This window comes from Curtobacterium sp. ME-Dv--P-122a (assembly GCF_030209645.1).
Classification (GTDB): Bacteria; Actinomycetota; Actinomycetes; order Actinomycetales; family Microbacteriaceae; genus Curtobacterium; species Curtobacterium flaccumfaciens.
Map to the genome: position 1 here is coordinate 159054 of NZ_JARVRO010000012.1, position 24063 is coordinate 183116.

The following is a 24063-nucleotide window of genomic DNA, read 5'->3' on the forward strand; positions in this document are numbered from 1 at the left end:
ACCGGGGCCCGGCACCCGCGCCCTCAGGACTCCAGCGGCGGGCCGAGGACCTTCCGGATCGCCAGCGCAGCGAGCTGCTCGTCCGGGGTGTCGAGCAGCACCCGGTAGGTGTCCTGCCCGGCGATGAACTCGACGCAGACGGCGTCCTCGTCGCACGGTCCGAGGCGCCACCCCTGCACCGCGTCCATCGGCACCACGGTGCGGGTCTCGCGCTGGTAGTCGGTCTCGGCCTCGAGACGATCCGCGAACACCCGGAGGCGTCCGTAGGCACCTCGCCAGCTGAGCTGCAGGTCGAGGGTGGGAGAAGGAGAGCGGTCCGGCACCCGCTGATGGTAGCGACGGGTGCCGGACCGCTCGTGTTCGGCGCCGGGGGCCTTGCGTTCCGGGGACAAGCGGAGCGCTAGCTCCTGTCGCCGTCGCGTCGCACCGAGGCAGCGGGGTCGCGGACGCCGATCGGGTAGGGGCCCGTGACGCCCTCGCGCAGGGCGGCGATGCGCAGGATGCGGTCACGCTGCAGGAACCAGCCGACGACGAGCAGCGGGATGATGATGACGAGCGACGCGATCGTGTACGTGCCGACGGGGTAGTCGATCGCCATCAGGACGATGACCGAGGCGAGGAACGCCAGGGTCAGCCAGGCGGTGACCGGAGCACCGGGCAGCTTGAACGAGGGTTCCTTCGCGAGCCCCTGCTTGGCCCACTGGCGCAGTCGCATCTGGCACAGGATGATCGTGCCCCACGCGGTGATGATGCCGAGGCTGGCGATGTTCAGCGCGATCTCGAACGCCTGCTTCGGGACGAAGTAGTTCAGCACGACGCCCGCGACGGTGAACGCCGCGGTGAGCAGGATGCCGGCGTAGGGGACGCCGCCCTTCGACATCTTCGTGGTCCACTTCGGCGCCGAACCGTTCATGCCCATCGAGTGGAGCGCGCGTCCGGTGGAGTACAGGCCGGCGTTCAGCGACGACAACGCGGCGGTGAGCACGACGAAGTTCATGATGCCGCCGACGATCGCACCGATGTGCGGGTTGCCGAGCGACGAGAAGAACGTCACGAAGGGGCTCTCGCCCTCCTTGTAGGCCGTGTACGGCAGCAGCAGGGAGAGCAGGATGATCGATCCGACGTAGAAGACCGCGATGCGGAAGACGACGGAGTTGATCGCGCGCGGGATGACCTTCTCGGCGTTCTGCGTCTCACCCGACGCCGTGCCGACGAGTTCGATCGCGGCGTAGGCGAAGACGACACCCTGGATCACGATGACCGCGGGGAGCAGCCCGTTCGGGAACAGCCCGCCGTTGTCGCCCCAGATCGTGAAGCCGGTCCGGACGGCCTCGCCACCGGCCTCGACGGGGAACGCGAAGACGAGCCAGATGATCGCGACGACGAGGAACGCCACGAGCGCGGCGACCTTGATCAGGGCGAACCAGAACTCGAGCTCGCCGAACACCTTCACGGCGACCATGTTCGCCGCGAGGACGACGATCAGGGCGATCAGCGCGAGCAGCCACTGCGGCGCCGCGGTGAAGGCCGACCAGTACTGCAGGTAGATCGCGACGGCGGTGGTGTCGACGATCGAGGTCATCGCCCAGTTCAGGAAGTACATCCAGCCGGCGGCGTACGCGAACTTCTCGCCGTAGAACTCGCGGGCGTACGAGATGAACGACCCCGAGGACGGGCGGTGCAGCACCAGCTCGCCCAGGGCCCGCAGGATGAAGAAGGCGAAGATCCCGGCGACCAGGTAGGTCAGCGCGAGCGCGGGGCCCGCGGTGTGCAGGCGTCCACCGGCACCGAGGAAGAGGCCGGTGCCGATCGCGCCGCCGATCGCGATCATCTGCAGTTGCCGGGGCTTCAGACCGTGCTGGTAGCCCTCCTGCTCGTGCGAGAAGTCGTTCGCCGGCGCTCGGTTGCCACCCGTGTCGTTCTGCGCTGTCATGCGAGAGAACCTACATGCGCACCGGACCGGGGCGTCACGCAAACCCCGGTTCGGTCGAACCGCAGCTGCTGAACGTCCGCACAGCCGGCGGCGGCCCGAACCTGAACGACGACCGTCGTCCGTTGCTTGCATGGAGGGATGGACATCCTCCTCCGACTCCTCGTCGCGATCGGGTTCGCCCTGCTCGTGACCGCCGTCGTCGCCCTCGTCCTGCACCTGGTCCTCCGGGCGATCGCGCGCCGGGAACGGTGGGCCGGCGTGCTCTCACGCCGGACGAAGCACCCCTTCCGCACCGTGCTGCTGGTGGTCCTGCTCTGGATCGCGTTCACGTCGAGCATCCCGCGGGACCCCGACGCCTACCCGTGGCGCGACGAGGTCGTGCACGGCTTCCTCATCGTCACGATCGCTGTCGGCTGCTGGCTCGCGTGCCACGTCGCGATCTTCCTCGAGGACCTCGGGCTGCACCGCTTCCGCATCGACGTCCCCGACAACCGGCAGGCGCGTCGCATCCGCACCCAGGTGCTCATCATCCGGCGCCTCACCGTCGCCCTGCTCGTCATCATCGCGGTCGGCGCGATCCTGCTGACCTTCGACGGTGTCGAGGCCGCGGGCGCGAGCGTGCTCGCCAGCGCCGGCCTCATCTCCGTGGTCGCGGGCCTCGCCGCGCAGTCCACGCTCGGCAACGTGTTCGCCGGCATGCAGCTGGCGTTCTCCGGGTCGATCCGCGTCGACGACGTCGTCGTGGTCGAGCAGCAGTGGGGACGGATCGAGGAGATCACGCTGACCTACGTCGTCGTGCACCTGTGGGACGACCGTCGGTTCGTGCTGCCGTCGACGTACTTCACGAGCACGCCGTTCGAGAACTGGACCCGGACCGGCAGCGAACTGCTCGGTGCCGTCGAGTTCGACCTCGACTGGCGGGTGAGCCCGGCCGACATGCGTGCGGAGCTCGACCGGATCCTCGACACCTCGACGATCTGGGACCGCCGGGTCAAGGTGCTCCAGGTCACGGACGCCGTCGGGGGACTGGTCCGGGTCCGCATCCTCGTGACGGCACCCGACGCCGGCGGCCTGTTCGACCTCCGCTGCTACGTCCGCGAGGAGATGGTCGAGTGGATCCAGCGCACCCACCCGGACGCCCTGCCGGTCCAGCGGGTGCAGCTCACCGAGCCGGGTGCGGCGGCACCGCGCCGACGCGGACGCCCGGCAGAGGGGGACTCGCAGCTGTTCGGTGACGACGAGCGCGGCGCCCTCTTCACCGGACCGATCCAGACGTCCGGCATCCCGGAGTCCGAGCGCTGACCCGGTGACGTGACCGCGTGCCGTGCACGGGACGGACGACGGACGGGAGGCCCGGTGCCAGCTGGCACCGGGCCTCCCGTCCGTCAGCCGGGTCGCGTCCGCGACCCCCTGCCGCGTCTCGAGCTACTGGCGCGCCTTGACCGCGCGGTCGTCCTCGACGACCGTGCCGATCGCCACGATCGTCGTGGCGAGCCACGCGACCCAGGTCAGCGTGAGCCGCCAGTCACGCGGTCCCTGGCGGGTGGTCTGCAGCACGCTGTAGCCGCTGATGAGCGAACTCCACACCGCACCGTTGAACATGAACTTGCGCACAGAGGCCTCCTGTCGTCGTGCTGACAACGCTACCGGCCCGTACATTGGAGCGCCGCCGGTCACCCTGCCGCGGTGTCTTCCGGAGGAGTGTTCGTGCGTCAAGCGGTCATCGGAGCGGCCCTGCTCGTGGTCGGCGCGGTCTGCGTCGTGTTCGGGCTGCTGCCCCTCGACGACCTCGCCGTGCTCGCCGACCGTGTCCTGCCGGTCCTCGGGTTCGTGCTCGGGCTGACCGTCGTCGCCGAGCTCGCCGCGGACGCCGGGGTGTTCGACCGCCTCGCCGACGTCGCCGCCCGGGTCGGTGGCGGGCGCACCATCGGCCTCTGGGGCGCGGTCGTCGTGCTCGCCGTGCTCTGCACCGTCTTCCTGTCGATCGACACCACCGCGGTGCTCCTCACCCCCATCGTCATCTCGCTCGCACGGCGCGTGGGGCTGCCCCCGATGCCGTTCGCCCTGACCACGGTCTGGCTCGCGAACACGGCCTCGATGCTGCTGCCGGTGTCGAACCTGACGAACCTGCTCGCCGTCGACCGGATGGGGCTCGGCGGCCCGCTGCCGTTCGCCGGGCTGATGGCCTGGCCCGCGGTCGCCGGGGTGGTCGTGCCGTGCGTCGTCCTGCTCGTGGTGTTCCGCGGCAAGCTGTTCGGCCGGTACTCGCCGGTGTCCGTCCGCACGCCGAAGGACCCGGTGTTCTTCTGGGCGGCCTCCGCCGTGCTCGTCGCGCTCGTCGTCGCCCTGACGGCCGGGGTGACCGTGTGGATCGCCGCGGTCCTGGCCGCCGTGGTGCTCGTCGTGGTCGCGGCGTTCCGGTCACCGTCCGAACTCCGGGTGTCCCGCGTGCCGTGGTCGACCCTGCTGTTCGCCGCCGGGCTCTTCGTGGTGGTCGAGGCGCTGCACACGACGGGCATCACCGACCCGATCGTGCACGCGCTGCAGGGCGGCACCGGGACCGGCCCGCTGCTGCTGCTCGGCGGTGCGGGCGCGGTCGCCGCGAACGGCATCGACAACCTGCCGGCGTACCTTGTGCTCGAACCGGCCGCCGGGCACGAGGCCGTCCGGTACGCGGCGCTGCTCATCGGCGTCAACGCCGGCTGCCTCATCACGCCGTGGGCCTCGCTCGCGACGCTGCTGTGGCACGCACGGCTGTCTGCCGAGGGCGTGCACCTGTCCTGGGGCCGGTACATGGCGCTCGGGTGCGTCGTCGCGCCGCTCACCGTCGTCGCCGGGGTCCTGGCGCTCGCGCTCTGACGCCGGCGGAGCCCGGTGCCGAGGCGGTGCCGGTGCCGGTGCCGGTGCCGGCGCCGTGCGCGGTCAGAGCCAGTCGCGGGTCTTGAAGACGCGGTAGAGCACGAGCGACGACGCGGTGATGATCGCGAGCGAGGCCCAGAGACCACTCCAGGCGCCCTCGCCCGGGAACTTCACGTTCTGCCCGTAGAAGCTCGTCACACCGGTCGGGATCGCGATGATCGCCGCCCAGCTCGTGACCTTCTTCATGACGGTGTTCTGCCGGTTCGACGCCAGGTTCAGGGTCGTGTCGAGCACGCTCGACACGGCGTCACGGAGCTGTTCGACGGAGTCGGCGATCGAGACCAGGTGGTCCTCGACGTCGCGGAAGTACGGCCGGATGCCGTTCGAGATCGTCTCCGCGTCACCGTGCAGCAACGAGGCGACGCTGTCCCGCGTCGGGACGACCAGCCGCCGGAGCACCCCGAGGGTCTTGCGGAGCCGGAACGACCGCCGCTGGATCTGCTGCTCGCGGGGGTCGCCCGGTTCGAACAGGTCGTCCTCGAGCGCATCGATCTGCCGCTCGAGGTCCTCGACGGTGTCGGTGGCCCGGTCGACGACCGCGTCGAGCAGCGCCCAGACGAGCCAGGGCACGCCGTGTTCGGCGATGTCGGAGTTCGCCGTGAGCCGATGTTCCATCGGGGTGGTGTCGACGTCGGACCCGTGGATGGTGACGAGCGCCCGTTCGGTCACGAAGGCCTTGACCTCGTGCGTGATCAGGTCACCCTCGTCGTCCGTGCCGCCCACGTCGTAGACGACCAGGAACAGGCTGTCCCGGTACCGGTCGAGCTTCGGCCGCTGTCCGTGCTCGACGGCGTCCTCGACCGCGAGCGCGTGGATGCCGAGCTCCTCCTCGATCTGCTCGAGGTCGGCCGCCGTCGGGTCGGTGTAGTCGATCCAGACGAAGGTGTCCGGGTCGGCGACGAGGTCGGAGATCCGGTCGACGGGGAAGTCCCGTTCGACCGTGTCGCCCTTGCACCACGCCCGTGTCCTGACCATGCTCGTCAGCCTACTGAGACGGCCGACCCGGGATCTCCCGGGTCGGCCGTCGTGGTGCTGCGGCGCCGTCAGCCGGCTCCTGCTCAGCCGGCTCCTGCTCAGCCGGCTCCTGCTCAGTAGGCGGAGACGAGCTTGCCGTCCTCCACCTTCAGGTACTGGTTCACATCGAACGAGTCCTCGCCGCGCTTCTTGTCACCGAGGTACGAGGTGTAGCTGTACGAGACGCTCCCGTCCTTCGTGCTCGTCACCATCACGGTGCCGGCGCGGGACGCCTCGACCTCCAGCTCGGGCATCGACGTGACGTCGTACTGCACGCCGCCGTCGGCGTCGTAGGGCCCGTACCAGGGGCAGCCGCTCAGGGCCCGGAGTTCGGTCTTCTCGGCGCAGTCGTCGATGAGGTCGGTCACGTACTGCTCGGCGTCCTGCTCGAGTGCCTTGGTCGCCTTCGGCGCGAAGTCGACGTAGCCCGACATGACCGCACCCACGGCGACCTTCTCGGTGCCGCCGGTGAAGTACTTCGTCCCGCCGACCGAGACCTGGTAGGTGCCGGGGTAGGCGAGGGACGTGAACTTGCCGTCGCTGATCTTCCCGATCTCCTTGCCGCCGACGGTCACCGGAGCGCCCTCGAGGACGTCGGAGGCCGTCAGGGTGACCTGCTGCGCCAGCGGCTGCGTGACACGCCACTCGTCCTTCACCAGGAACGAGGTGCCCGTGCGCCGCAGCGACACCTGGCCGGAGCGGTTCTTGCCGTCCTGGGTGTAGCTCAGGGTGGCGATGGCGGTGTCACCGGTCCGGGCGACCCGGCCGACGCGGATGTCCGACGGGCGGTCCTTCGCGCTCCCGAGCACCTTCGAGTCGAGCATCGCCGCGTCGTCGGGGATCTCGCTCAGGTCGGCGGCGGTGTCGGCGTCACCGCTGGCGATGGCCTGCACGTAGGACTTCACGGTCGGTGCCGGACCCCAGACGTTGGCGCGGAGGACGCTCGTCGTGACCGCACCGGCGATGACGACGACGATGACGGCGCCACCGGCGATGAGCGAACGGACCAGGATCTTCTTGGCCCGCGGGGACATCGGTGCCGGAGCGGGGGCACCACCGCCGATGAACGGCTGCGACCCGTCGGCCGGTGGTGCGCCGTACGGGGGCTGCGTGCCGTAGGGCGGCTGCGACCCGGCCGCCGGCTGCGCGCCGGAGATCGACTGCACGCCGTACGCGGGTTCCTGGGCAGGCCCGGCCGGCGGGTACGGCACGTGCTGGTCAGCGGCCGGGGGAGTGTTCCACGCGGCGGCGGCCGGCGCGTCCGCGGCGACAGGCGCGCCGGGTGCAACGGGAGCGCCGGGCGCACCGGGCGCGGCCGGGTCGACGGTCGCGGTGGGCGCGACGGGCGCACCCTGGGCCGCGGCGGGCCCGGCCTGGCCGGCTGCGGGCCCGGCCGGGAACGCCGGCGGCACGACGGGGCGGGGGTCCGCTCCGACCAGGCGGGACGTCCGGAGCACCACGGCTCCGCCGAGGCGGGGCAGGAGCACCGGGGCGAGGTACCGGGCGACGACCTCGATCGCGCCGCCCCACAGGGCGAAGACGATCGGCGTCCACGGCGTGATGCCGATCGACCCCGAGCCGTCCACGGAGCTCGTGCTGCTCACCTGGTACGAGACGACGCCGGTGCCGAGGACGAAGCAGAGCAGACCGAGTGCGAACCACACCAGCGGCGTGACGACCCAGTCGAGCGTGGTGCGGATCCGGTCGTTGCGACGGACGGCGAGGGCGAGCCCGGCCGCGACCGAGGTCACGACGACGAACAGCACGACGAGCCAGGTCCAGCCGCCAGCTCCGCCGAACACCGAGGCGGTGTCGCTGGCGGACCCGAAGCCGGACGTCCCCACACCACCGAAGAACCCGAGCGCGGTCAGTCCGATCGCGACGTTCCCGAGCAGCAGCGGCAACGCGGAGCCGTAGGACGGCTGGGCGATCAGGGCGACGACGATGACGACGAGGGCGACCAGCACGACGAGGACCGTGAGCTGCGACGCGGCGACCCGGAGCGTGCCGAGCAGGCGGGCGGTGAAGACGTTGCGCCCGGCGAGGACGGAGGGCCGGGCGAGGAGTGCCGCCAGGGCCCCGATGACGAACGCACCGATGATGCTGCCGAGACCGACGGCGTGCACCGGCTCGATGACCGCGCCGGACACCGACGGGAACCGGATCGCGAAGAGGCCGGCGGCGACGTTCGTGAGCACGGTGGTGACGAGGCCGGAGGCCACCGCGGTGACGAGCACCTGCGTGCGGCCGAGGCCACGCGTGCGGATCCGGCGGGTGAGCAAGACGGCCAGGACGACCTGCGCGGCGAGCACCAGCGCAGGCACCACGGCGAGCGAGCCCGAGCCGGAACCGAGGAACCCGATCGACCCGGACAGGTGCAGTCGGCCGAGGTCGGCGAGGGCCACGAGCTGCGCCGGCGCGCCGAGCAGGACGCTCACGCCGGAGAGCAGGGACTCCACGTCGGGAGCCGAGCCCGCGCCGAGGTCGGTGCCGGACCCGGTGGACGGAGCGGCCGACCCGCTGCCGCCCGACGCGAGCAGTCCGACGGTGATGAGCAGCGAGAGCCCGGCGACGACGTACGCCGCGACCCAGCCGCCGACGGCGGCGAGCACGGCCGCCAGCCAGTCGCGACCGGACACGGACCGCAGGAAGCGACCGAACGCATCGGACGGCTGCGCGGCGGGGGCGGGCTGACCCGACCACTGCTGCGGGCCTCCAGGCTGCTGCTGCCAGGCGGGCTGGCCGTTCCAGGCAGGCTGGCCGAAAGCGGGCTGGCCGTTCCAGGCGGGCTGGCCGGAAGCGGGCTGGCCCGATCCGGGCTGGCCGGTACCGGGCTGGCCCGGACCGGGCTGCGACGGCGGGACGGGCTGGTTGGGCGGGTTCTCGCTCACGGCTGGGGGTCCTCTCCGACCGGGAGGCCGGCGCCGCACTCCAGCACCCGTGTCCCCCCGACACGTGCCTGCAGCGTAGCGGACCCGCCGATCCGCCGTGAATACGCTGTCCCCACGCTGGTAACTTCGGCAGCGCACCCGGCGCAGCACGCCGGACCACCCGGCGCACCACGCCGGCCGTCGCACCCGACGCACCCGACGCACGACGCACCCGACGCACCCGGCCCCGGCCGGGCGGAACGGAGATCACACCACCCCATGCCTGCAGACCGCACCGAACAGACCCGCTACTCGTTCGTCGTCGCCTCCAACCGACTCCCGGTGGACCGCGTCGTCGACCAGGACGGCAACGAGGGCTGGCGGCACTCGCCGGGTGGCCTCGTGACCGCCCTCGAACCCGTGATGCGCGCGAACGACGGAGCCTGGGTCGGCTGGGTGGGGCAGGCCGAGGTCGAGGTCGCACCGTTCGACAACGAGGGCATCCACATCGTCCCCGTCCCGCTCTCCGACGACGACGTCGAGGAGTACTACGAGGGCTTCAGCAACGACACGCTCTGGCCGCTGTACCACGACGTCATCGAGCACCCGAGCTACCACCGCGACTGGTGGAACGCGTACAAGCGCGTGAACGAGCGCTTCGCCGCGCAGATCGCCGAGATCGTCGAGCAGGACGGCATCGTCTGGGTACAGGACTACCAGCTGCAGCTCGTGCCGGCCCTGCTCCGCGCCAAGCGCCCCGACCTGACGATCGGCTTCTTCAACCACATCCCGTTCCCGCCGGTCGGCATCTACGCGCAGCTGCCGTGGCGTGCGCAGATCCTCGACGGGCTGCTCGGCGCCGACGTCATCGGCTTCCAGCGCCACGACGACGCCAGCGACTTCCTCCGAGCGGTCCGGCACATCAAGGGCTACACGACCAAGGGCACCACGATCGACGTCCCGGTGGACGACCCGGCAGCGCCGCGCAGCCGCAAGGGCATCACGGTCCGCCACGTCGAGGCCAGGCACTTCCCGATCTCCATCGACGCCGAGAGCTTCGAGGCGATCGCCCGCAAGCCCGAGGTGCAGGAGCGTGCGCGCGAGATCCGCGAGAGCCTCGGCAACCCGAAGACGGTGCTGCTCGGCGTCGACCGGCTCGACTACACCAAGGGCATCCGCCACCGCATCAAGGCGTTCGGCGAGCTGGTGGAGGACGGCCGCATCGCGGTCGAGGACGCCACCCTGATCCAGGTCGCGAGCCCGAGCCGCGAGCGTGTCGACTCGTACGCTGCGCTCCGTGACGAGATCGAGCTGAGCGTCGGCCGCATCAACGGCGACCTCGGCGTCATCGGCCACCAGCCGATCTCGTACCTGCACCACGGCTACCCACGCGAGGAGATGGTGGCGCTCTACCTGGCCGCCGACATCATGCTCGTCACCGCATTGCGCGACGGCATGAACCTCGTCGCGAAGGAGTACGTCGCCGCCCGCTTCGACAACGACGGGGTGCTCATCCTGTCCGAGTTCGCCGGTGCCGCCGACGAGCTCAAGCAGGCTGTGATCGTCAACCCGCACGACATCGGTGCGCTGAAGGACTCGATCGAGCGCGCGATCCAGATGCCGCGTCGCGAGCGGTCGACGCGCATGCGCGCGCTCCGCAAGCGCGTCCGCGACAACGACGTGGCGCGCTGGTCGCGCTCGTTCCTCGAGGCGCTCGACCGGCACGCGCCGCGGAACGCCCAGATCGACCCGTCCGCCGCCGACCCGCGCGAGCAGCACCGTGAGGCGCAGACCGACAACATGTCGATCTTCGACCAGGACGCCCAGTCCGCCAGGGCTGCCGAGGACACCCGGGAGGCACGTGATGACTGAGACCACCACCGACCAGTCCGCCATCGACGCGGCCCTCGAGACGCTCGCGGCTGCGCCGCGACTGATCGTCGCCCTCGACTTCGACGGCACGCTGGCCCCGTTCGCGGACGACCCCTCGCAGGTCGGGGCGCTGCCCGGGTCGTGGGCCGCGGTCCTGACCCTGCACCGTGCGAAGGACACCGAGGTGGTGCTCGTGTCGGGGCGTCCCCTCGGCAGCCTGGCCGCGGTGACCCACGCACCCGAGGACATGGCGCTCGTCGGCTCGCACGGCGTCGAGTGGCGCGTGGGCGGCCACGACGAGGCCGCGCTGTCCGATGACGAGGTCGAGCGTGTGGCACGGATCGGTGCCGCGCTCGACGCGGTCGGCGAACGGTTCCCGGGCGTCGTCATCGAGCACAAGCCCGCCGGGCACGGGGTGCACACGCGCCGTGTCTCCGCCGAGGTCGCGGCCGAGGCGAACGCGGCGGCGAGCCGCGCGGCGCACGAGGCCGACCCCGAGGTGCTCGAGCGCGGTGGCAAGGACATCGTCGAGTTCGCGGTGCGCCACGTCACGAAGGGCGACGCGATCGCCCGGCTCCGCGAGCTGCACGGTGCCGACGCGGTGTTCTTCGCCGGCGACGACGTCACCGACGAGGACGCCTTCCGCGTGCTCGGCGACGGCGACGTCGGGGTGAAGGTGGGGCCGGGGGAGACCCGGGCCGGGTACCGCATCGCCGACCCGGCGGCCCTGACCGGGGTCCTGAAGCAGCTGGCGAGGCTCCGAGCCACCCGCTGATCGCGGCCCCGGAGCATGAGAATGCACGGGGGTGCACGGCTGGTATCCCAAAGCGTCCTAGACTCATCCCATGCCTGATATCGACGTCAAGCCGCGCAGCCGGGTCGTCACCGACGGGATCGAAGCAACCACCTCGCGTGGCATGCTGCGGGCCGTCGGTATGGGAGACGAGGACTGGAGCAAGCCGCAGATCGGCATCGCGTCCTCGTGGAACGAGATCACGCCGTGCAACCTGTCGCTCGACCGCCTCGCACAGGGTGCGAAGGAGGGCGTGCACTCCGGTGGCGGCTACCCGCTGCAGTTCGGCACCATCTCCGTCTCGGACGGCATCTCGATGGGCCACGAGGGCATGCACTTCTCCCTCGTCTCGCGTGAGGTCATCGCGGACAGCGTCGAGACCGTCGTCAACGCCGAACGCCTCGACGGCACCGTCCTGCTCGCCGGCTGCGACAAGTCGCTCCCCGGCATGCTGATGGCCGCCGCGCGCCTCGACCTGGCGAGCGTGTTCCTCTACGCGGGTTCGGTCATGCCGGGCTACGTGAAGCAGGCCGACGGCACGATGAAGGAAGTCACGATCATCGACTCCTTCGAGGGCGTCGGCGCCTGCAAGGCCGGCACCATGAGCGAGGAAGAGCTCAAGAAGATCGAGTGCGCCATCGTCCCGGGCGAGGGCGCCTGCGGTGGCATGTACACGGCGAACACGATGGCCTCCGTCGCCGAGGCCCTCGGGATGTCGCTCCCGGGCTCCGCCGCCCCGCCGAGCGCCGACCGTCGCCGTGACTACTACGCGCACCGCTCCGGCGAGGCCGTGGTGAACATGCTCGAGCACGGCATCACCGCGCGGCAGATCCTCACCAAGGAAGCCTTCGAGAACGCGATCGCCGTCGCGATGGCCCTCGGCGGTTCGACCAACGTCATCCTGCACCTGCTCGCGATCGCCTACGAGGCCGAGGTCGAGCTGTCGCTGGACGACTTCAACCGCATCGGTTCCAAGGTCCCGCACCTGGCCGACATGAAGCCCTTCGGCAAGTACGTCATGGTCGACGTCGACCGCAACGGCGGCATCCCCGTGATCATGAAGGCGCTGCTCGACGCGGGCCTGCTGCACGGCGACTGCATGACCGTGACCGGCAAGACCGTCGCCGAGAACCTGGCCGAGATCGACCCGCCGGCACTCGACGGCGAGGTCTTCCGCACGCTCGACAACCCGATCCACGAGACCGGTGGCCTGACCGTCCTGCAGGGCTCCTTCGCTCCCGAGGGTGCCGTGGTGAAGACCGCGGGCTTCGACGCCTCCGTCTTCGAGGGCCCCGCCCGCGTGTTCGACCGCGAACGTGCGGCGATGGACGCCCTGACCGAGGGCGGGATCGAGAAGGGCGACGTCGTCGTCATCCGCTACGAGGGCCCCAAGGGCGGCCCGGGCATGCGCGAGATGCTCGCCATCACCGCGGCCATCAAGGGCGCGGGCCTCGGCAAGGATGTACTACTCTTGACCGACGGTCGATTCTCAGGCGGCACAACCGGCCTCTGCATCGGCCACATCGCACCGGAAGCGGTGGACGCAGGTCCAGTCGCTTTCGTTCGTGATGGCGACCGCATCCGTGTCGACATCGCGGCTCGCTCGCTCGACCTACTGGTCGACCCGGCCGAGCTGGAGGCCCGCCGTGACGGCTGGGCCCCGCTGCCCCCGCGCTACACCCGCGGAGTCCTCGCGAAGTACGCCAAGCTCGTGAAGTCCGCCGCCCAGGGCGCGGTCACGGGCTAGCGTCCGACACCCGCACCACCGCCACCACTCAGGCAAGGACCACTCATGCCCACGGAAGCAACTCCGTTGTCCGCGGCCGCCGGTGCACGCCGGTCGCCGGAGATCCTCACCGGCTCGGGAGCCGTCCTCCGGACGCTCGAGCACCTCGGGATCACCGACGTCTTCGGCCTGCCGGGCGGCGCGATCATCCCGTTCTACGACGAGCTGATGGCGTCGACCACGATCCGCCACATCCTCGTCCGTCACGAGCAGGGTGCCGGCCACGCCGCCGAGGGGTACGCCTCGTCGTCCGGCAAGGTCGGCGTCGCCATCGCAACGTCCGGCCCCGGTGCGACGAACCTCGTCACGGCCATCGCCGACGCCTACATGGACTCGGTGCCGTTCATCGCGATCACCGGTCAGGTGTTCTCGACGCTGATGGGCACCGACGCGTTCCAGGAAGCCGACATCGTCGGCATCACGATGCCCATCACGAAGCACTCGTTCCTGGTCACCGACCCGGCCGACGTGCCGGCGACCCTCGCCGCGGCGCACCTCATCGCGACGACCGGTCGGCCCGGCCCCGTGCTGGTCGACATCACGAAGGACGCCCAGCAGAAGTCGGCGCCCTACGTGTGGCCGCCCAAGATCGACCTGCCCGGCTACCGCCCGGTGACCAAGGCGCACGGCAAGCAGATCACCGCGGCCGCGCAGCTGCTGTCCGAGTCGAAGCGCCCGGTGCTCTACGTCGGCGGCGGGGTCATCCGCTCCCGCGCGACCGCCGAGCTCCTCCGCTTCGCCGAGGCGACCGGTGCGCCGGTCGTCACGACCCTGATGGCGCGCGGCGCGTTCCCGGACTCGCACCCGCAGCACCTCGGCATGCCCGGCATGCACGGCACGGTGCCCGCGGTGCTCGGCCTGCAGGACAGCGACCTCATCGTCGCCCTCGGTGCCCGCTTCGACGACCGCGTGACCGGCAAGGCCGACGAGTTCGCGCCGGACGCCAAGGTCGTGCACGTCGACATCGACCCGGCCGAGATCTCGAAGATCCGCTTCGCCGACGTCCCGATCGTCGGTGACGCCCGCGAGGTCCTGGTCGACCTGCTCGACGCCTGGGGCGGCATCGCCGTCGAGGACCGCGCGTCGACCGACGAGTGGTGGGCGAAGCTCCACCAGCTCAAGACCGACTTCCCGCTCGGGTACGCCGAGCCGACCGACGGGCTCCTCGCGCCGCAGGGCATCATCAAGCGCATCGGTGAGCTCTCCGGTCCCGAGGCCGTCTACGCCTCCGGTGTCGGCCAGCACCAGATGTGGTCCGCGCAGTTCATCAAGTACGAGCGGCCCAACGCCTGGCTCAACTCCGGTGGCGCCGGCACCATGGGCTACTCGGTCCCCGCGGCCATGGGCGCGAAGGTCGCCCAGCCGGACCGTGTGGTCTGGGCGATCGACGGCGACGGCTGCTTCCAGATGACGAACCAGGAACTCGCGACCTGCGTCATCAACGACATCCCGATCAAGGTCGCGATCATCAACAACTCGTCGCTCGGCATGGTCCGGCAGTGGCAGACGCTGTTCTACGACGGCCGGCACTCCTTCACCGACCTCGAGACGGGGCACGCCTCGCGCCGTGTGCCGGACTTCGTGAAGCTGGCCGACGCCTACGGGGCCCTCGGCATCCGCGTCGAGAAGGCCGACGAGGTCGACGCCGCGATCGAGCTCGCCCTCGCGACCAACGACCGCCCGGTGGTGATCGACTTCGTCGTGAGCCGTGACTCGATGGTCTGGCCGATGGTCCCGCAGGGCGTCAGCAACTCGTCCATCGAGTACGCCCAGGCACTCGCGCCCACCTGGGACGACGAGGACGCCGACATGACGGGAGAAACCGCATGAGCCACGTCCTCTCCCTCCTCGTGGAGGACAAGCCCGGTCTGCTGACCCGTGTCGCCGGGCTCTTCGCCCGGCGCGGGTTCAACATCGAGTCGCTCGCCGTCGGCAACACCGAGGTGGACGGCCTCAGCCGGATCACCGTCGTCGTCGACGTCGAGGACCTCCCGCTGGAACAGGTGACGAAGCAGCTCAACAAGCTGGTGAACGTCATCAAGATCGTCGAACTGGACTTCTCGCAGTCGGTCCAGCGCGAGCACATGCTCGTGAAGGTGCGCGTCGACAACCAGACGCGCTCGGCGGTGCTCGAAGCAGTGAACCTGTTCCGTGCCCAGGTCGTCGACGTGGCGACCGACTCCCTGATCGTCGAGGTGACCGGCGACCCCGGCAAGATCCAGGCGATCCTCCGCGTGCTCGAGCCCTACGGCGTCAAGGAGCTCGCCCGAGCGGGCCTCCTCGGCATGGGCCGCGGACCGAAGAGCATCACCGACCGGGTGCGCTGAGCGCCCGTCACACCCTTCCCGGGCGCCGATGGTGCCCGGCACCGACCACAGAACCAAGGAGACACACCCTCGTGACTGACATCGTGTACGACGCCGACGCCGACCTGACGCTCATCCAGGGCAAGAAGGTCGCCGTCATCGGCTACGGCTCGCAGGGCCACGCCCACGCCCTCAACCTCCGTGACTCGGGTGTCGAGGTGAAGATCGGCCTGCAGGAGGGCTCGAAGAGCCGGCAGAAGGCCGAAGAGGCGGGCTTCGAGGTCCACACCCCGGGCGACGCCACCGCCTGGGCCGACGTCGTCGTCATCCTCGCGCCGGACCAGGTCCAGCGCATCGTCTACGCCGAGGACATCCGCCCGAACCTCAAGCCGGGCGCGACGCTCGTCTTCGGCCACGGCTTCAACATCCGCTTCGGCTACATCGAGGCGCCGGAGGGCGTCGACGTGTCGCTCGTCGCGCCGAAGGGCCCGGGGCACACCGTCCGCCGCGAGTACGAGGCCGGCCGTGGCGTCCCCGTGATCGTCGCCGTCGAGGTCGACGCGTCCGGTTCCGCCTGGGACCTCGCGTGGTCGTACTCCAAGGCCATCGGTGGCCTCCGCTCCGGCGGCATCAAGACGACCTTCACCGAGGAGACCGAGACCGACCTGTTCGGCGAGCAGGCCGTCCTCTGCGGTGGTACCTCGCAGCTCATCCAGTACGGCTTCGAGACCCTGGTCGAGGCGGGCTACCAGCCGCAGATCGCCTACTTCGAGGTCCTGCACGAGCTCAAGCTCATCGTCGACCTCATCTGGGAGGGCGGCCTCACCAAGCAGCGCTGGTCGATCTCCGACACGGCCGAGTTCGGTGACTACGTCTCCGGCCCGCGCGTGATCTCGCCGGACGTCAAGGAGAACATGAAGGCGGTGCTCGCGGACATCCAGAACGGTGCCTTCGCGAAGCGCTTCATCGAGGACCAGGACGCCGGCGCTCCGGAGTTCAAGGCGCTCCGTGCCAAGGGCGAGGGCCACCCGATCGAGGCCACCGGCCGTGAGCTCCGCGCGCTCTTCGCGTGGAAGCAGAACGACGGCGACTACGTGGACGGCTCGGCCGCGCGGTAGTCTTCCGAGAACCACTCGACCTGCGAGGCGGCGGTGCACCTGCACCGCCGCCTCGCGATGTGACCCGAACGTTATGCAGCAGCTCTTCTCCAGCCCCCACGCCGCGGACCGGCGTCCCTGCGCCGCGCGCGCGGACGATTCCCGACACCCGTCGGCCGTGGTGCGCACCCGCGGTCAGGACCGCCCCGACCAGCATGGGATGATCGTCGGATGGCGGTGACGAAGCGAGCGGTCCACATCGGCGCCGGCAAGATCGGGCGCGGGTTCGTGGGCCAGTTCCTCGTGGCGAGCGGCTACGAGCTCACCTTCGTCGACGTCGACGAACGCGTGGTCTCGGCCCTGAACGAAGCCGGCCGGTTCGTGGTGCACGAGGTCGGCGAGATGCCGGTCGAGCACCTCGTCTACGGGTTCCGCGCGCTCAGCAGCAAGACCGACCGCGAGCGTGTGGTGCAGGCCATCGCCCAGGCCGACGTCGTGACCACCGCCGTGGGCGCACGCACGCTGCCGCTCGTCGCGCCGCTCATCGCCGAAGGGCTCGCGGCACGCCCGCTCGAGCGCGGTGACGTCACGATCGTCGCCTGCGAGAACGCGTTCAACGCGACCGATTCCCTGCACGCCAGCATTCGCCGCGCCCCGATCCTCGAAGACCGCGACATCGCCGCCGTCTTCGCGAACTGCGCGATCGACCGCATCGTCCCGGACCAGTCCGGTGTGCTCGGTCAGTCCGGCGGCCTCGACGTCGTGCTCGAACCGTTCTACGAGTGGGTCATCGAGCGCACCCCGTTCCTGGGCTCCGACGCCGAACCGCCGACGATCGAGGGCGTCACCTGGGTCGACGACCTGCAGCCGTTCGTCGAGCGCAAGCTCTACACGGTCAACACGGCGCACGCCACCGCCGCCTACCACGGCTACGTGCGGGGCATCCGGCTCATCCGCGAAGCACTCGAGGACGACGCCGTCCGCGCCGAGGTCGACGGGGTGCTGGCCGAGACCACCGCACTGCTGATCGCGAAGCACGGCTTCGACCCCGAGGACCACGCGCGCTACGTCGCCGCGAACCTCTCCCGCATCGCGAACCCGCACCTGCCGGACTCCACCGCGCGCGTCGGCCGCAACCCGCTCCGCAAGCTCGGCCGTCGTGAACGCTTCGTCGGCCCGGCGTCGCAGCTGGCCGAGCGCGGCCTGCCCGTCGAGCACCTGCTCGGTGCCGTCCGCGTGGCGCTCGCGTTCGACGACGAGAACGACCCGGAGTCGATCGAGCTGCACGCACTCCTGCGTTCCGGGGCGACCGCGCACGCGCTGACCGAGATCCTCACGGGCCTGATGGAGAGCCACCCGCTCTTCCCGGCCGTCCGCGACGTCGTCGCCGAGGTCCTCGCGACGCAGCCGGCCGACGTCTGACCTCGGCCTCCCGGCCGCCGCTGGTCCTCCCGGTGTCGTGTCCCTCGTAGAATCGGGGCATGACCACGGCAGCATCCCCACCAGACGGGTCGATCGACCCGGACGTGCCGAACGCCGTCGACACCGACGACGCCGCCCTCAGCTGGGGTGACGCCGACGACGCCACCCACGTCGACGCGGCGCACAACCCGGTGGCGGTGCGCGAGCGCGGCGAGCGGGACCCCGAGGCGCCCGAGACATCCGGTGCGCTCGTCGGGTTCGGTGTCTTCGGGGGCCTCTACCTCCTCTACACGGTGGCCTGGCTCCTCACCGCGTCGACCGCGTACGTCTCCGGCGTCGACACGGTCCTCACGCTCTTCGTCGAGGTGCTCCGCTTCCTCGCGATCCTCGCGCCGGCACTCTGGTTCACGGTGGTGCTCTGGGCGGCGCGCAGCAGCCGCACGCGCACACGCCTGCTCTGGATGCTCCTCGGTGCCGTCGTGCTCTTCCCCTGGCCGTTCCTCCTGACGCGGAGCTTCGGGTGACCGGGGCAGTGCCGGCGACGACCCGCCGGAGCAGCGCCCCCGTGGTCGCGAAGATCGTGGTCTGGGTCGTGTTCGCGGCGCTGTTCGCGTACATGACGGTGCAGGCCGTCGGCAACCTCACGCAGATCAACCAGCGGGTGGACGCCTTCAACGCGTTCCTCCAGACGACCTCGGGCGGCGACTCGCTGCAGACCAGCACCCCGTGGCTGTGGCTCGTGCTCGACATCCTCATCGCGCCGGTCGCGTTCGTCGCGGCGATCGTCATCACCCGGCGTTCGAGCCTGCCCGTCACGATCGCGGTGTTCGTGGTCGCCTTCGCGGGCGCCGGCGCCCTCTGGCTCGACCTCCAGCTGTTCGTCCCGACGCTGCTGGACTTCTGACGCGACCCGCCGACGGCCAGGAGGCACGGTGCGGCCCCGCCCCGCGCCTCCCGGCCGTCGTGTGGTTCTCCACAGGACCGCTCCCGCGGTCGTAACCACCGGCCCGCGTCGATAGCATGGTGGGATACCAACCGTCTCGAGTGAGGAAACAGCTGCTGTGTCGAAGCCGGTCGTCCTGATCGCCGAAGAACTCTCGCCCGCAACGGTCGACGCCCTCGGGCCCGACTTCGAGATCCGGAACGTGGACGGCACCGACCGTCCGGCGCTCCTGGCGGCGCTGTCCGACGCGCACGCCGTCCTCGTGCGGTCCGCCACCAAGATCGACGCCGAGGCGATCGCCGCGGCACCGGTCCTCAAGGTCGTCGCCCGCGCCGGCGTCGGCCTCGACAACGTCGACATCAAGGCCGCGACGACCGCCGGCGTGATGGTGGTGAACGCCCCGACCTCGAACATCATCTCGGCGGCGGAGCTCACGGTCGGGCACATCCTGTCGCTCGCACGGCACATCCCGGCCGCCCACGCCTCGCTGGCCGCCGGTGCGTGGAAGCGCTCGTCGTACACCGGTGTCGAGCTCTACGAGAAGACCGTCGGCATCATCGGCCTCGGCCGCATCGGCGCGCTCATCACCCAGCGGCTGCAGGCCTTCGGCGTGACGGTCATCGCGTACGACCCGTACGTCACCACCGCACGTGCGCAGCAGCTCGGGGTCGAGCTCGTCTCCCTCGAGGACCTGCTGCGTCGGGCGGACTTCACCACGATCCACATGCCGAGGACGCCGGAGACCCTCGGCATGATCTCGGACGACCAGTTCGCCCTGATGAAGCCGACCGCGTTCGTCGTGAACGTGGCCCGCGGTGGCCTGATCGACGAGGACGCCCTGCACCGGGCCCTCACGTCGAACACCATCGCCGGCGCCGGCCTCGACGTCTTCGTCGCCGAGCCCCCGAAGGACTCGCCGCTCCTGGCGCTCCCGAACGTCGTCGTGACCCCGCACCTCGGCGCCTCCACCGACGAAGCGCAGGAGAAAGCGGGCGTCTCGGTCGCCAAGTCGGTCCGTCTCGCCCTCGGCGGCGAGCTCGTGCCCGACGCGGTCAACGTCGCCGGCGGGGTCATCGACCCGTACGTGCGCCCCGGCATCCCGCTCGTCGAGAAGCTCGGCCAGGTCTTCACCGCCCTCGCGACCTCGCCGGTCACGAGCATCGACGTCGAGGTACACGGCGAGCTCGCCGAGTACGACGTCAGCGTGCTGAAGCTCGCGGCGCTCAAGGGCGTCTTCACCGACGTCGTCAGCGACCAGGTCTCCTACGTCAACGCTCCGCTCATCGCCGAGCAGCGCGGGGTCACCGTCCGCCTCATCACCGAGACCGACAGCCCCGAGTACCGCAACGTGCTGACGATCCGCGGTGCCCAGTCGGACGGCCCGGCGATCAGCGTCTCCGGCACGCTCACCGGCCCGAAGCAGGTCGAGAAGCTCGTCGAGATCAACGGGCACGACGTCGAGGTGCCGCTCGACCGGCACCACGTCGTCATGGAGTACACCGACCGTCCGGGCATCGTCGCGGTCTACGGCAAGGAGTTCGGCCAGGCCGGCATCAACATCGCCGCGATGCAGATCTCCCGTGAAGCCGCCGGTGGCCAGGCACTGAGCGTCCTGACCGTCGACTCGCCGGTCCCGGCCGAGATCCTCGAGCACGTCCGCTCGGCGATCGACGCGTCCTCGCTCCGCGAGATCGACATCACGCTCTAGGGGAGTGGCGGACATGAGCAGCGCGCAGACGATCCGACTCGCGGTCATCCGTGGGGACGGCATCGGCCCCGAGGTCGTCGACGAGGCCCTGAAGGTCCTGCACGCGGTCCTGCCGGATGACCTCGTGGTGCAGGAGACCCCGTTCTCCCTCGGTGCCGCACGGTACCTGGAGACCGGCGACGTCCTGACCGACGACGACATGGCGGCGATCGCGCAGCACGACGCGATCCTGCTCGGCGCTGTCGGCGGTGACCCGCGTGACCCGCGGCTCGCCGGCGGCATCATCGAGCGCGGGCTGCTCCTCAAGCTCCGCTTCGCGTTCGACCACTACGTGAACCTCCGGCCGACGACGGTGCACCCGGCCGTCCCGACGCCGCTCGCCGACCCCGGCGAGGTCGACTTCGTGGTCGTCCGCGAAGGCACCGAGGGGCCCTACGTCGGCAACGGCGGCGCCATCCGGACCGGTACCCCGCACGAGATCGCGACCGAGGTCTCGTTGAACACCGCCTTCGGTGTCGAACGGGTCGTGCGGTACGCCTTCGCGCTGGCGGACCGACGCCCGCGTCGGCACCTGACCCTCGTGCACAAGAGCAACGTCCTGGTGCACGCCGGAGCCCTCTGGCAGCGCACCGTCGCGGCCGTCGGCGCCGAGTACCCGGACGTCACGGTCGACTACCAGCACGTGGACGCGGTCACCATCCACATGGTCCGCGACCCCGCTCGGTTCGACGTCATCGTCACCGACAACCTGTTCGGCGACATCATCACCGACCTGGCCGGCGCGATCAGCGGCGGCATCGGTCTGGCGGCCTCGGGCAACATCAACCCGGACGGCACCTTCCCCAGCATGTTCGAACCGGTCCACGGTTCCGCGCCGGACATCGCAGGTCAGCAGCTGGCCGACCCCACCGCCGCGATCCGTTCCGTCGCCCTGTTGCTCGACCACCTCGGTCGCGGTGACCTGGCGGCCGCGGTGACGGCTGCGGTGGAGTCCGACCTCGCCGACCGGGGCACCACGCCGCGTCGCACGGCCGAGATCGGCGACGCGATCGCCGCCGCGGCCACGGCACGCACCACCACCGCCTGAGAAGGAGTCCTCCCCATGAGCACCGACACCGCCTTCGGACTCGAGTTCGCCAGCACCCCGTCCGCCGACCGCCGCGCGGCTGCCGAGCGTGAGGAGATCCTCGCCGACCCGGGCTTCGGCAAGCACTTCACCGACCACATGGCGACGGTCGAGTGGACGCTCGACGACGGCTGGCACAGTGCGTCGATCCACCCGTACGGGCCGCTGTCCCTCGACCCGAGCGCGAGCGTCCTGCACTACGCCCAGGAGGTCTTCGAGGGGCTCAAGGCCTACCGGCACGCGGACGGCTCGGTGTGGTCGTTCCGGCCGGACGCCAATGCCCGGCGCTTCCAGCGGTCCGCCCGACGGCTCGCGCTCCCGGAGCTCCCGGTCGAGGCGTTCGTCGAGTCCATCCGGCAGCTCGTGCAGACCGACGTCGACTGGGTGCCCTCGGCACCCGAGACCAGCCTGTACCTGCGCCCGTTCATGATCGCGACGGAGTCGTTCCTCGGGGTGCGCGCGGCACAGGCCGTCGCGTACCACTGCATCGCGAGCCCCGCCGGTGCGTACTTCACCTCGGGCCCGAAGCCGGTGTCGATCTGGCTGTCGACGCAGTACGCCCGTGCCGGCAAGGGCGGGACCGGTGCGGCGAAGACCGGCGGCAACTACGCCTCGTCGCTGCTGCCCCAGCAAGAGGCCTACGAGCACGGCTGCCAGCAGGTGATGTTCCTCGACTCGGTGGAGGGCAAGTACCTCGAAGAGCTCGGCGGGATGAACGTCGTCCTGGTCAAGTCCGACGGCACCCTCGTCACGCCCGACTCCGACTCGATCCTCGAGGGGATCACGCGTGACTCGATCCTGCAGTTGGCCGAGGACCGCGGCCTGACCGTCGAGAAGCGCCGCGTGACCCTCGACGAGTGGCGGGACGGCGTCGCCGACGGCTCGATCACCGAGGCCTTCGCGTGCGGGACCGCCGCCGTGGTGACCCCGATCGCCGAACTCCGGGGTGACGGGTTCACGATCGGTTCGCCGACCGTGGGGGCCGGGGAACTCACGATGTCCCTGCGCGATGAACTCACCGACATCCAGTACGGCCGTCGTCCCGACCCGCACGGGTGGATGACCAAGCTGACCGACGCGTCCTGATCGACCGGCGGGCGTGGGTAGGGTCGAACGGTGAAGATCGCACGGTTCAGCAGCAAGGGTGAAGACCCCCGGTACGGCATCCTCGACGAGCGCGCTCTGGTGGTGCTCGCGGGGGACCCGATGTACCAGGGGTTCGAGACCACGGGGGAGCGCGTGGCACTCGCCGACGCCAAGCTCCTCGCACCCGTCATCCCGCGGTCGAAGGTCATCGGCGTCGGGCTCAACTACTCGGAGCACGCCTCCGAGATGGACGAACGCGCCGGCGACGACCCGGTGGTGTTCCTCAAGCCGAACACCTCGGTGATCGGTCCGGACGAGCCCATCCGCCTCCCCGCCGACATCGGACGCGTCGACCACGAGGGCGAACTCGCCATCGTGATCGGCTCGCTCGCGAAGAACGTCCGGCGCGAGGACTTCGCGAGCGTGATCCTCGGCTACACGATCGCCAACGACGTGACCGCCCGAGACCTGCAGGCTCGCGACGGTCAGTGGACCCGGGCAAAGGGCTTCGACACGTTCTGCCCACTCGGCCCCGTGATCGAGACCGAGATCGACCCGTCGGACATCCGCATCGAGACCCGCGTCGACGGTGACCTCCGGCAGGCGGCCTCGACGAACGAGATGGTGCACGACATCCCGTCGCTCGTCGAGTTCGTGTCCTCGATCTGGACCCTCCTGCCCGGTGACGTCATCCTGACCGGGACTCCGGCCGGTGTCGGGCAGATCCGCGACGGCGAGATCGTGGAGGTCACCATCTCCGGCATCGGTTCGCTCAAGAACCCGGTCATCGCGCGGCACTGACAGCGCTCCCGAACGGCCGGTTCCCCTGGTGGGGAGCGGGCCGTTCGTCGTTGCCGGGGGAGTACCCCACCAGCGGGGCAGAGGACGACACGCCCGGGATGTGGGCCGGCTTGGCGCTGCCGTTGACCTCTGCGTAAAGTAATCACTCGTTGCCGCTGAGGCGGAGAACGGAACGGCCGAGACGATCACCGGGTTGAACACCTGGAGATGCAGTCCGGACGGGGTCCCGCTCAGGCAACCAACTCCTCGGAAACACGACCTCTGGTTGTGCGCCCAGGATGTTGTACAAGACGAATGCCTCTCTGGCGGAACCTGTGATGGGTCGAGCGGGGAGTGCGTCTGGTCCTTGAGAACTCAACAGCGTGCACATTGTCAATGCCAATTTAT

20 protein-coding genes are annotated in these 24063 nt (G+C 70.4%); 15 read left to right on the top strand and 5 right to left on the bottom strand.

Features of this window, described 5'->3' with window-relative positions:
• Nucleotides 1-23: 23 nt before the first annotated feature.
• A complete protein-coding gene (locus QRN49_RS13220) occupies nucleotides 24-323 on the bottom strand; it encodes a hypothetical protein (RefSeq protein ID WP_128780676.1) in 300 nt (99 codons plus the stop codon).
• 77 nt (nucleotides 324-400) lie between these two features.
• Entirely contained in the window at nucleotides 401-1933 is a 1533-nt protein-coding gene (locus tag QRN49_RS13225; RefSeq protein WP_284756360.1) for an amino acid permease, read from the bottom strand.
• A gap of 138 nt (nucleotides 1934-2071) precedes the next feature.
• On the opposite strand from QRN49_RS13225, the gene QRN49_RS13230 reads away from it, so the two are divergent.
• On the top strand, nucleotides 2072-3235 hold the full coding sequence (locus QRN49_RS13230) for a mechanosensitive ion channel family protein (protein ID WP_194622759.1): 1164 nt from the start codon (nucleotides 2072-2074) through the stop codon (nucleotides 3233-3235).
• Nucleotides 3236-3358: 123 nt separating this feature from the next.
• Here QRN49_RS13230 and QRN49_RS13235 read toward each other — a convergent pair whose 3' ends face one another.
• Complete coding sequence (locus tag QRN49_RS13235; RefSeq protein WP_284756361.1) at nucleotides 3359-3547, bottom strand: hypothetical protein; 189 nt, start codon at nucleotides 3545-3547, stop codon at nucleotides 3359-3361.
• Nucleotides 3548-3640: 93 nt separating this feature from the next.
• Here QRN49_RS13235 and QRN49_RS13240 point away from each other — a divergent pair, with 93 nt between their 5' ends.
• Nucleotides 3641-4792 (top strand): SLC13 family permease, encoded by a 1152-nt coding sequence (locus QRN49_RS13240; RefSeq protein ID WP_110865404.1) that lies wholly within the window; start codon nucleotides 3641-3643, stop codon nucleotides 4790-4792.
• Between the two features lie 63 nt (nucleotides 4793-4855).
• On the opposite strand, the gene QRN49_RS13245 is transcribed toward QRN49_RS13240, so the two are convergent.
• Nucleotides 4856-5827, bottom strand: a complete 972-nt coding sequence (locus tag QRN49_RS13245) for a magnesium transporter CorA family protein (protein ID WP_284756362.1) — start codon at nucleotides 5825-5827, stop codon at nucleotides 4856-4858.
• A gap of 113 nt (nucleotides 5828-5940) precedes the next feature.
• The gene (locus QRN49_RS13250; protein WP_284756363.1) at nucleotides 5941-8757 is read right to left on the bottom strand and encodes a hypothetical protein; all 2817 of its coding nucleotides are present in this window, start codon (nucleotides 8755-8757) and stop codon (nucleotides 5941-5943) included.
• 258 nt (nucleotides 8758-9015) lie between these two features.
• Between QRN49_RS13250 and otsA the strand changes: the two genes are divergently transcribed.
• The 13 genes from otsA (at nucleotide 9016) to QRN49_RS13315 (ending at nucleotide 23676) form a co-directional block, all read left to right on the top strand.
• Nucleotides 9016-10608: an alpha,alpha-trehalose-phosphate synthase (UDP-forming) gene (gene otsA / locus QRN49_RS13255; RefSeq protein WP_071405817.1), complete on the top strand. Its 1593-nt coding sequence runs from the start codon at nucleotides 9016-9018 to the stop codon at nucleotides 10606-10608.
• Nucleotides 10601-11383 (top strand): trehalose-phosphatase, encoded by a 783-nt coding sequence (gene otsB / locus QRN49_RS13260; protein WP_284756364.1) that lies wholly within the window; start codon nucleotides 10601-10603, stop codon nucleotides 11381-11383. Before otsA ends, otsB begins: the two co-directional genes overlap by 8 nt.
• Before the next feature lie 70 nt (nucleotides 11384-11453).
• Nucleotides 11454-13148, top strand: coding sequence for a dihydroxy-acid dehydratase (ilvD, locus tag QRN49_RS13265; RefSeq protein WP_111024377.1), 1695 nt, complete (start codon nucleotides 11454-11456; stop codon nucleotides 13146-13148).
• A 45-nt stretch (nucleotides 13149-13193) separates the two neighbouring features.
• Nucleotides 13194-15017: an acetolactate synthase large subunit gene (locus QRN49_RS13270; protein ID WP_027466529.1), complete on the top strand. Its 1824-nt coding sequence runs from the start codon at nucleotides 13194-13196 to the stop codon at nucleotides 15015-15017.
• Nucleotides 15014-15514: an acetolactate synthase small subunit gene (gene ilvN / locus QRN49_RS13275; RefSeq protein WP_017888842.1), complete on the top strand. Its 501-nt coding sequence runs from the start codon at nucleotides 15014-15016 to the stop codon at nucleotides 15512-15514. Before QRN49_RS13270 ends, ilvN begins: the two co-directional genes overlap by 4 nt.
• Before the next feature lie 71 nt (nucleotides 15515-15585).
• On the top strand, nucleotides 15586-16611 hold the full coding sequence (gene ilvC, locus QRN49_RS13280) for a ketol-acid reductoisomerase (protein WP_027466530.1): 1026 nt from the start codon (nucleotides 15586-15588) through the stop codon (nucleotides 16609-16611).
• 210 nt (nucleotides 16612-16821) lie between these two features.
• The gene (locus tag QRN49_RS13285) at nucleotides 16822-18012 is read left to right on the top strand and encodes a mannitol-1-phosphate 5-dehydrogenase (RefSeq protein ID WP_111047589.1); all 1191 of its coding nucleotides are present in this window, start codon (nucleotides 16822-16824) and stop codon (nucleotides 18010-18012) included.
• A gap of 59 nt (nucleotides 18013-18071) precedes the next feature.
• Nucleotides 18072-18536: a hypothetical protein gene (locus QRN49_RS13290; RefSeq protein WP_111047588.1), complete on the top strand. Its 465-nt coding sequence runs from the start codon at nucleotides 18072-18074 to the stop codon at nucleotides 18534-18536.
• Nucleotides 18533-18916, top strand: a complete 384-nt coding sequence (locus QRN49_RS13295; protein ID WP_259477314.1) for a hypothetical protein — start codon at nucleotides 18533-18535, stop codon at nucleotides 18914-18916. Before QRN49_RS13290 ends, QRN49_RS13295 begins: the two co-directional genes overlap by 4 nt.
• A 157-nt stretch (nucleotides 18917-19073) precedes the next feature.
• The gene (gene serA / locus QRN49_RS13300; protein ID WP_071405810.1) at nucleotides 19074-20663 is read left to right on the top strand and encodes a phosphoglycerate dehydrogenase; all 1590 of its coding nucleotides are present in this window, start codon (nucleotides 19074-19076) and stop codon (nucleotides 20661-20663) included.
• Nucleotides 20664-20676: 13 nt separating this feature from the next.
• Nucleotides 20677-21750: a 3-isopropylmalate dehydrogenase gene (locus QRN49_RS13305; RefSeq protein WP_110862911.1), complete on the top strand. Its 1074-nt coding sequence runs from the start codon at nucleotides 20677-20679 to the stop codon at nucleotides 21748-21750.
• Nucleotides 21751-21765: 15 nt separating this feature from the next.
• Nucleotides 21766-22875: a branched-chain amino acid aminotransferase gene (locus QRN49_RS13310; RefSeq protein WP_284756365.1), complete on the top strand. Its 1110-nt coding sequence runs from the start codon at nucleotides 21766-21768 to the stop codon at nucleotides 22873-22875.
• A 30-nt stretch (nucleotides 22876-22905) separates the two neighbouring features.
• Nucleotides 22906-23676 carry a fumarylacetoacetate hydrolase family protein gene (locus QRN49_RS13315; protein ID WP_027466538.1) on the top strand — a complete coding sequence of 257 codons (771 nt, stop codon included), beginning with the start codon at nucleotides 22906-22908 and terminating at the stop codon, nucleotides 23674-23676.
• Nucleotides 23677-24063: the final 387 nt, after the last annotated feature.